The sequence below is a fragment of the Curtobacterium sp. PhB128 genome, assembly GCF_004340725.1.
Taxonomy (GTDB): Bacteria; Actinomycetota; Actinomycetes; order Actinomycetales; family Microbacteriaceae; genus Curtobacterium.
The window spans coordinates 437,183-446,093 of the sequence record NZ_SLUR01000002.1 but is presented as its reverse complement, the minus strand read 5'-3'; the positions used below and the strand labels follow the sequence as shown (position 1 = coordinate 446,093).

Sequence of the window (8,911 nt, the reverse complement as noted above, 5' to 3'; positions counted from 1 at the left end):
AGATGGCGTCACCCGGGGTAACCGACTGATCGGCAAACGGGGCGCGCGGCCAACATGTGCGCGCGGCGACCGCCGTCGGGTGGTTCACCCGGCGGAGGTCGGTCGCTCGTCTGAGACGAGTGCGACCAGGATGGTGCCAGAGCGTCTCCTGGACCGTCCCGGTAGCCGGTCCTCCAATGGAACCTCGGGTGCTTGCGGGCGGCCCGGACTCCTACGCCCTGCTCCGGAGCGCTCCCCGTCTCACATAGGTGGTCCGCGAACTATCTCAGTTCACGAACGCCATACGGACACCTCGCGACGCACGAAGACTTAGCCGACCCCTGATCAACGCGACCCGTCCGTACTGCCAAACAACGTGTCCATGTCCGTGTTTCAGATGCGTCTTCTCGCAGGCGCTGTCGAAGGCGGCCGCGGCAGAGCGGCCTTTCTCACGGGACATGTCACCGCTGGTTCTCACGGTACGTGGCAGATCTTCTTTGCCCTGATCAGATGCGGATCGCGTGTCTGCTCCCCATCGTGTCTCCGGTGCCGAATCCGACTGCCATGTAGAAACGTCGTGAGGTGCGGCGTCTGTTCCTTCGAGCGGGGTGCGCGAGCCGCCACGCGCCATCGGCCTGCGTGCACCCGGGCTCGGTCGCCCGGACCCAGGCGGAAGGTCAGTCCGGCGCGATTGCGTCTTCGTGTGGTCTGAGAAGCTCGACCCTCCGACCACTGATGAGAACACGCCGGACGTCAGGATGTGGCCTTTCATCCCTTGCCGCGTGGGCACCGCTAGTCGATCGTGACCACGAGAGCGAACTCCGGGAGCCACACATCTTCAGAGCGCTTGCGCGGCACTTGCGTTCGAGGGCCGTCAAGTCCGCGTAGTACGTATTCAGGTAGGGCCGAAGGACGACGGAGCGGGGAAGCCGACTCGCCCTCCACATCAGCAAGGACCGGCCTCACGATGTCCAACCCTGCGTCGGCCTGTGCGGGGAGGGAGGGACTGTCCCCGTCCGAGGGTCCGGAGCCGCCCTGTGCGCCGTTACCGTTAGTGCCCGGTCCGGCGCCACCACCGAGTGGTGGCTGCGCACCGGACCCGCCGGATGGCGATATCGGAGGCGTCGGCTTCACGGGAGGCGGAGCTGGCGGGCTCAATCTGGTGAGCAGCTCGGACCAGGGAAAGCTCTTTGGCAGGTAGTCGACTGCCTTCAGGCTGGGCCTGCTGAGACGACGGATTCGCGCCACCTCGTGGGTGGAGACGGCAGCGCACCCAAGCTTTCGCTGATCCGGTGTCGGTGGTATCGGCGCATCGGTATCGCTGGGATCCCAGCCGTTGTAGAGCAGGTGGAAGGGTCGGGTTCCGTTGGTCGCCGCGTGCCGAAGCAGAAGATCGTGTTGAGCGGCCGGTCCGACCTTGTGTCCGATCGAACGGTACTTGTAGGTCGCACCAACCCAGCCGCCGACCTTCGCTTGGATCGAGTATGCCCAGACCGGTCGGCCTGCTCGGTCGACCAGCCAGATCTCGAAGTCGGCGCCGCTTGTCGCCTCGTCGTGCGCATGGACGAGGCGTACATCACTACCGGCAGCGGACGCGAACTGCTGAAGCGCGAGCAGGTTGTGGTCCGTGATCGAGACTTCACCCATGCGCATCGTCAGGCGCCTGGCCTCCACGAGTTTGAACCAAGTCAGCTCCGCGAGTTCGTCCATGACTTGTGCCAACGCTTGCACCTTCATCCCGTAATCATCACAGATTTCGTGGAGAATCCTCATTGCCAGAGCGCCGCCCGCGCTCCCGCTCATACCCCGTCCCCGAAACGAACGAAGCAGACAACATGCCGACCAACGTCAACAGCATCTTGATCCTCATCGCCTCACCGGGAGACACCCGTGAAGAACGTGCGGCAGTGCGGGACGCGATCAACGACTGGAGCGTGCAGAACGCGCACCGCCAGAACATCGTCGCGTTGCCGTGGCTGTATGAACGGCACGCGGTCGCCGCGCTCGGGGATCGCGCCCAAGCCCTTATCAACGCCCAGGCCGTCGATCGCGCCGACGTCGTCGTTGCGTTTTTCGACTCTCGCCTCGGCACCCACACCGGCTACGACGTGTCGGGTACGGCTGAGGAGATTCGCCGCGCAGCGGCGGTCGGGAAGCCAGTGCACGTCTACTTCTCATCCGAGGACCTGCCCCGCGACGTCGACCCGAAGCAACTCATCGCTCTCAAGGACTTCAAGACCGCACTCGAGCAGGACGGGCTTCTCGGCGACTACAGCGACCCCGGGGATCTTGCCGCTCAGGTCACCCGTGCTCTGGAGCACGACGTCGACGACAACGGGTGGGGTGAAGGCTCGCTCCCTCGTCGGTCCTCAGGCGCGGATCCGGCTTGGGAGCACGTCCATTTGGTGGACCAAGTCGGCTTCGACCGGAACGGCAAGATGAAGACCCGAACTCGTCGGAACGACCTTGTCCTTCGCAACCTGTCCGAGGTCGACGCCGAACAATTTGAATTCACCATCGAGCCGGTCGGGTCGGACGATAGCCATTATCGCTTCGAAGGCCCAACCGAGCTGTTCACACTGTTTGGTGAGTCAGAACTTCAATGGAGCCTGATTACCCTAATGGGCACCATGACTTTCGAAGTACACGCAACGTGGATCGAGAACGGGGTGCGTCGCGAGAGGACACGGTCGTTCACGACCTCCTGACGGGACGACATACTGACGCCGGGACCGGAGCGTTCCGTATCGAGTTCGGCTCTCGCGGTAGGCCACCCGCGCATGCTCCGCTATAGATTCTCGGCAAGCTTCGCACGGAGCGCCTGCATCTTCGTATCGAGAGCGATCTGCGCCGGCGCGCCAGTGAAGCTACGAAGGTGGTTCATCAACGCGGTCGCTGAGCGGTTGATGAGCTTCGGGGCGATGATGTCGAGGAGACGCGCGAACTGGCTCTTCGGGATGTCGTAACGCAGCAGGGCAGAGACATCTGGCCCAGTCGCCACGAGAAGCGCACCTGCCGCTTCGTTCGGCGTCATTCGGCGGAGGAGACGCTCGTATATTGGGTCGGCCGCGTACGCAAGGCCCGACGACCTCCCAAGGAAAGCGTCGACGATGACCTGTGCAAACTTGTCACTGACGCCAGCTGGCAGCGCCAACGTGCCGACGTAGGTCTCAAGCTCGTGCGCGACGGGCGGTTCGTTGTAGAAGTTGTCGAAGCCGTGGTGGGCGCCGCGCAGTCGGTCGAGGAGTGCGTCTATCTGTCCCGATCGGATGTCCTCAGGGAGATAAGACGTACCGCCCACCGCGACGAGGAACTCGTGTGCAAGTTCAGCCTGAGCCAGGTCAAGATTGGCCTGGAACCTCGCGTATCGGACGCCGAAGTTCGCTTTCACCGACTCCGTCACGTGCGGCCACAGGAGCGGAAGCAGCAATCGGATGTTGTCGCGGATGACCGAGGTCGATTCCGGTGATACGTAGAGGCCGAACAGTCCGTTCGCCAACGTCTCGGTCTGGTCGCGGCGTAGGCCTTCGAAGAGCGGCGCGAAGCTCTCGGCGTGAGCAGCGGTGACTGTTTCCCGCTTGATGTTCGCCAACAGTCGCGACGTGGCAACCATCGTGGGTGAGTCCGGAAGCGTGATCACTTCCTTGATGCACGTTTCCATGTACCCGAGCAGCGCGAACGGCTGCAGCTCGTGCTGGTTCGGATGAGCAGCGCTCGCGTGGTTTCGCATGAAACGTACGAGATCGAGCTGCTGCTGTCCGACAGAGGAGACGAAACCGATCTTCGCCGCGGCACGGATCAACTCGTCGTCCGTGACCTTGAGGAGGTCGTCGGGGCCCGACAGGTCCTTGCGCTTCTCCGGCGAGGAGACGGCATTGTCGAAGAAGTAGTCGAGGTCGTACGCGATGATCCGCTTCCGGAGTTCGCCGATCGTTTCGTCCCACAGGTAGTTCAGCGCGGCGTCGAAGAGCCCGGCGGACACCGCCATGATGAACTTGGACAGGTACATGGCCGTCGCGCGCTTCTCCTGCGGAAGGTTCGCCATGGCGCCGTCGAGGTTCGAGAGAACCTGCACGCGCTGCTGCACCCCAACGAGAACCCCCTCGGACGGAAGGTGCAGGGCGTCGACCCGGGCGAGAAGCGCCTGCTCGAACTCTTGGATCGTGGACGATATTCCGCCCTGTGATCCTGTGCTGGCGACTTCGAGATCCATATCAGCCATCGTTCGGCTTCCCCCTTTTGTTAGACTAGAAAGCGTAGCCGTCGGTGCCGTCACGCCGCTGACCCCCGTCCACGGCACAGGCTGTTGCAATAGTTGCCTCAACCGTCCTCAAACAGGCAGGAGCGACTCCCGGGTACTCACTCGTCCCCAACGTCCCCGTCGCGGTCGCGGTCGCGAAGGATGGCGACGATATTGTCGCGATAGCGCGGCTTAACACGGTGCCTGATCCCCGTCGCCATCTCCTGAACGATTTTCTGCAACGCGGGCGCGTGCTTGAAGCCCCCACCTACGGCAAAGTACGCGCGCAGCCAAGATGTAGGGTCAACGGGATATCCCTCGACTGCGAAAGCTCTGACGAGTTGCACAACGGCGTCTTTGCCCTTACCAAAGCTAAGCCCGTTGTAGTCCTCGCTCTTGATCATCCCGGCCGCGGCGAGCAAAAGGGAGTCCTCGACGCCCGCGGTCTTCCGCGTGTGCAGGTTCAACGCTCCCATGCCATCGAGCCACGTACGCACGATGTCGTCGCCTGACCACACGAGGATGAACAGCTTGCGCAAGCTGTTCGCATCAGCCACCTTGCGGATCGCTTCGAGGTCGCTCTCCTCGAATGGATGTAGGACGACCACCGTCTGAAGCGTGACGTCAGCACTTGTGGAAAATCGCGGAAGCCGCCGGGTACTCAGGACGCTTCGATTGACCGCATCCGCATCGAGGTACCCTGCCGCTTCGGCATCCGCATCCTGATCATCCACACCGAAAGCGTCCGCGTCCGACACTGCGAAGACGTAGGGTCCCGGACCGAGCCAGTCCCGGATGACCACACTCTGGGCAGTCATCCCCGTCCCCTGTTGACCCCAGTCGGCCCGAACCATGTACGCGAGTTCTGTCATGCACACAGTGTCCTAGTACCCGCCGACACGGGCAACGCAGCCGCTGATGCGACGTCCTCCTTCGAAAGACACGTGTTGCACGACAAAGGTAACCAACGACATTCTCGCCGAGGCAGGACGGCCGCGCAGCTCGTGAGTGAGAACCGCCCACCGACGAACGCTCCGACCATTCGACTCCACGGAGGTTATGCCACAATGATGAGCAACCTCCCCTCCCATGAAAGGCATTCCAGTGGCACAGCGAGTGACTACACACCTCATCGATGACCTCACCGGCGACACGATCACCGAAGGCAAGGGCCGCACCCTGCGCTTCGCTTTTGACGGCAGCGAATACGAGATCGATCTCAGTGACCAGAACGTGGAGGCGCTCCGCGGGGCCCTCTCCGACTACGTTGCGGCCGCCCGAAAGATGGGCGATAGAGCCGCTCGCCGGCGAAGCGGCTCCGCCTCGAAACGAGGCAACGCAGGCGAACTGGCCAAGATCCGAGAGTGGGCGAACGCGAACGGTCACGACGTGTCGGCGCGCGGGCGCATCAGCCAGGTTGTCCGCGACGCGTACAACGCTGCGCACTGACACCGCGTCCCGTGCCGACGCTGCACCGCTTCGTCGGCGCGGGAACCGGAGTGTTGCAGGTGTCCGCCTCGTTGGACGGCGATCCCGCGGCGCGGCAAGATGAACCCGTGCCAGCCGCTCTGGAACATCACGAGATATCGACGTCGTACCGACCACCGCGCGTGGCGGTTCTGACGTATGCCGGGTCCTCCTGGCAGGCGTGGGCACGCGAAGCTCTCTCCGCGGTGTCAGCTATCTGGGGTGGCGAAGGCTTCGTCTTGATTCCGTACGGACGGGAGGGCGAGGTAGAGCCCGGCCTGCTCGCGCAGCTACACCATTACGATCCCGATTACCTTGCCGTGTATGCCCCCGGAGAGCTGACTTGGTCCGCGTTGTCTCCGGAAGCTTTGAGCGACCGATTGAGCAATGACGGAGACGTCGCTGACTGCGACTCGATGGCTCCGGCCGCGGCGGCGATCGCTGCTGCGACCGTGGGCGCGGAATGCGAGCTGCTTCGTGGATTCACCGACGGATTGCCGATCCCGCAGTACCTTCGACTCCGAGCTGTCGGCGAGAGGCTCCCCCCGCAACTGCTGGCTGCTACAGCGCTCACATCCCCGGTGGCAGCGCAAGTAGCGAGGACCCACTGGGAGTCCAGCGCCGCACTGTTCGCGGCCTTTATCACCGGGAAGCCGCCAATGGGGCCCGCCGAGGGCTCGGAGCCGGCTGCTCCGCCAAGCGACCTCATCCGGTGGATCGCCTCACGGGACAATTCGCACGCTCCAGACGCCTTGACCTGGTTTGCGAACATGGTCCTCTCGTCACGCAGCAGCGACCTGCAACCATGGTTCGATGCAATCGATGACGGCCTGACCTGGTGGGGCAACGAGACACAGCCGGCAACCGTCACCGCGTCAGTCGGGGACACCGCGGACGATTTCGCGCTTGCCGTGCTGCTCGACCGGCTGCATGGACAGGCGGTGTGGGTCACCACCCCGATGCTCGAGCAGCCGGCTGAGAGCACCGCTCTTGCCGCGGGGCTCGCCGGCCGGATGGCTACCGATCCATTCGAGCGTCCCGCTTATCTCGCGTCAGCTTCCATGTCCGCCGACGAACTAAAAGCGGCGGTACGTGTACTCGGGTCACTCGTCCGAGACGCGGGACTGGAAGACGCCGAGGAGCGTCTGCACGGAAGCGGCCTCCCCATCCCGGCGCCACCGCGGCGTTTGCTCGTCGCCGCTCACGCCGATCGTCGGACCACGTTCCCGTTCCTCATCGAGCGCGATGGGACGGCGGTACTGGCCCACGAACCGACCCTCCCGCTGCCGTCTACTGCGTGGCCCCTCCTGGCCGGCGCCAAACGGCCGGGGTGGTTGGTCGATGCTGAGATCGACCATCCGCAGTCTCCGCGCGGGCGAGGAACAGTCCCAGGGAGCCTGCAGGCGGATGGCCGCGCGGCTTGGGTAAACCTTCGCGACGCGAAGGACGGCATCACCTTCGATGCTGCCTTCACCGGGTACCTTCCGCCCGAGACTCCGCTGGAGCAACGGATGGCCCGGCCCCGATTGCAGTTCCTGGGACTAATGCCTTGGGTGCAGCAGACGGCTATCCGCGGAAACATGAGGGCCACCCTGTCCCGCCCGGGGCAACTCGCCGACCTCGTCGCGGATCGGCTCGGCGGGCGTAGCGCCCTTCGCCAGCTTGTCGTCTCCTCACGCGGTCAGATGCTCCGCGCCTTCCAGGCCGAGGAATCGTCCGAAAGAGGTCGCGTCCGACTTCGGCGAGACGCCGCCTACGAGTCATTTCTCACTTTCGATGCACTCCTCGCCCAAAGGTCGACCCCCGATGCGGCGGAGCTGCGGGACGACCTCGACGAGCTTCTGCGATCGGAGCTACTCACGCGCGGCTTCATGCTCAACTGCGGAGAGTGCAGAACCGTGCAGTTCACGCCCATTGAACGGGTCGGAAGGACCTACCCGTGCACTCGTTGCGGCGCGCTCAATGCCCTCACGGGTGACCGATGGCATCGGGCAGGAAGCGAGCCCGAGTTCTACTACGACTTGCACCCCGCGATGCGGACCATTCTGAAGGACAGCGGCGATCTCACACTCCTACTTGGCAATCGTCTCGCTCGCCTCGCCGAAGAGTACAGCGACCTAGCGGAGATTGAGTTCGCCGAAGAAGGCGCCGGTAAACCATCCTTCGAGATCGACCTCATCGCGCACCGAGACGGGGACCTCATCATCGGCGAATGTAAGGAAGGCGACCTTGGCGGCGGCCAGACACGTCAGCAGCTGATAGCGAAGCGCCTCGACGCCGCGGAGCTGTTGCGAGCGGATCAAATCGTCTTCGGCACCGGCCTTCAGAAGTGGCCGAAGGGCGATCAAGACGCAGTCCACGCCCTCGCATCATCGCGAGGGATCAAAGCGCAGATCGAATTCATCGCAGACCTCCGACGACACTGATCGCCAGGTCGGCGCTCTAACCACCGGCGTTGCCTATCGCGCCCTGTGTAGATCGATCGCGGTACAGCGGTCACCTTCAAAATCAGTCGACAACATCCCCACCGTGCCGCGGGCCGCCGCGCAGGCAGTTGCGGGGCGAGTCGAGCAACGATCGGACTTGCTACCGACTTCGACGACCGCTGCGAGCTTCTCCACTTCGGCGTGCAGGAGCGTCAGGCACGAACAAGTTGCCTTCGTCGCGGAATGGGTTCGGGAACCGGTGTTTGCAGCATTCGAGCGAGCCCAAGCCACGTCGAGAGAGATCGAGTCGCGAACGGGGTACATGCTGGAGCAACACGTCCGGGAAGGCGCGGAGTACCCGGCCGCTCTGTGGATGCTGCCGCCGCATTTGGTTCTGCGGAGCACTGGGACTCAGCTACTCGGTCAGCGGCACACGGCGTGGCGTTTCTAACGCACCAAAGCGCTCTCGATGTCCCCTAGGATTTCCGCCGTCATCACCGTGAGGGCCAGCTTGAAACTACCGATACAGTCCGGTACAGGGCTCGGGCAATACATGATGCCCCTCGCCGATGGTTCCGTTTGCTCCGATCAGTTCGTGCAACACGGACGACGCCCCCGCCATGGAACTGGCGAGGGCGTCATCTGTGCCTGTGCTTTGCAGCTAGAACAGAGCCAGAAGCAAAATGGCAAGAACGATCGAAACGCCGATTGCGGCAAAAGCAACGTTGACCGGTGTTCTCAGGCGGCCTGTCGTTGTCCTCACCTTGCCCGTGAATATACCACCCACAAACGCTGCGAC

6 protein-coding genes are annotated in these 8,911 nt (G+C 63.6%); 3 read left to right on the top strand and 3 right to left on the bottom strand.

All coding sequences use genetic code 11. The features are described 5' to 3' along the window. Positions 1-771: 771 nt before the first annotated feature. Positions 772-1,716 carry a DUF6615 family protein gene (locus EDF23_RS06235; RefSeq protein WP_131921093.1) on the bottom strand — a complete coding sequence of 315 codons (945 nt, stop codon included), beginning with the start codon at positions 1,714-1,716 and terminating at the stop codon, positions 772-774. 98 nt (positions 1,717-1,814) lie between these two features. On the opposite strand from EDF23_RS06235, the gene EDF23_RS06230 reads away from it, so the two are divergent. Beyond that, positions 1,815-2,687, top strand: coding sequence for a DUF4062 domain-containing protein (locus tag EDF23_RS06230; protein ID WP_123339506.1), 873 nt, complete (start codon positions 1,815-1,817; stop codon positions 2,685-2,687). Positions 2,688-2,767: 80 nt separating this feature from the next. Here the strand turns inward: EDF23_RS06230 and EDF23_RS06225 are convergent, their stop codons facing one another. Further along, positions 2,768-4,192, bottom strand: a complete 1,425-nt coding sequence (locus EDF23_RS06225; protein ID WP_123339505.1) for a hypothetical protein — start codon at positions 4,190-4,192, stop codon at positions 2,768-2,770. 146 nt (positions 4,193-4,338) lie between these two features. Continuing rightward, a complete protein-coding gene (locus tag EDF23_RS06220; protein WP_123339504.1) occupies positions 4,339-5,091 on the bottom strand; it encodes a hypothetical protein in 753 nt (250 codons plus the stop codon). 232 nt (positions 5,092-5,323) lie between these two features. Between EDF23_RS06220 and EDF23_RS06215 the strand changes: the two genes are divergently transcribed. Together EDF23_RS06215 and EDF23_RS06210 are read left to right on the top strand one after the other, a co-directional pair. Continuing rightward, a complete protein-coding gene (locus EDF23_RS06215; RefSeq protein WP_123339503.1) occupies positions 5,324-5,668 on the top strand; it encodes an Lsr2 family protein in 345 nt (114 codons plus the stop codon). 11 nt (positions 5,669-5,679) lie between these two features. Next, entirely contained in the window at positions 5,680-8,112 is a 2,433-nt protein-coding gene (locus EDF23_RS06210) for a hypothetical protein (RefSeq protein WP_131921091.1), read from the top strand. Positions 8,113-8,911: the final 799 nt, after the last annotated feature.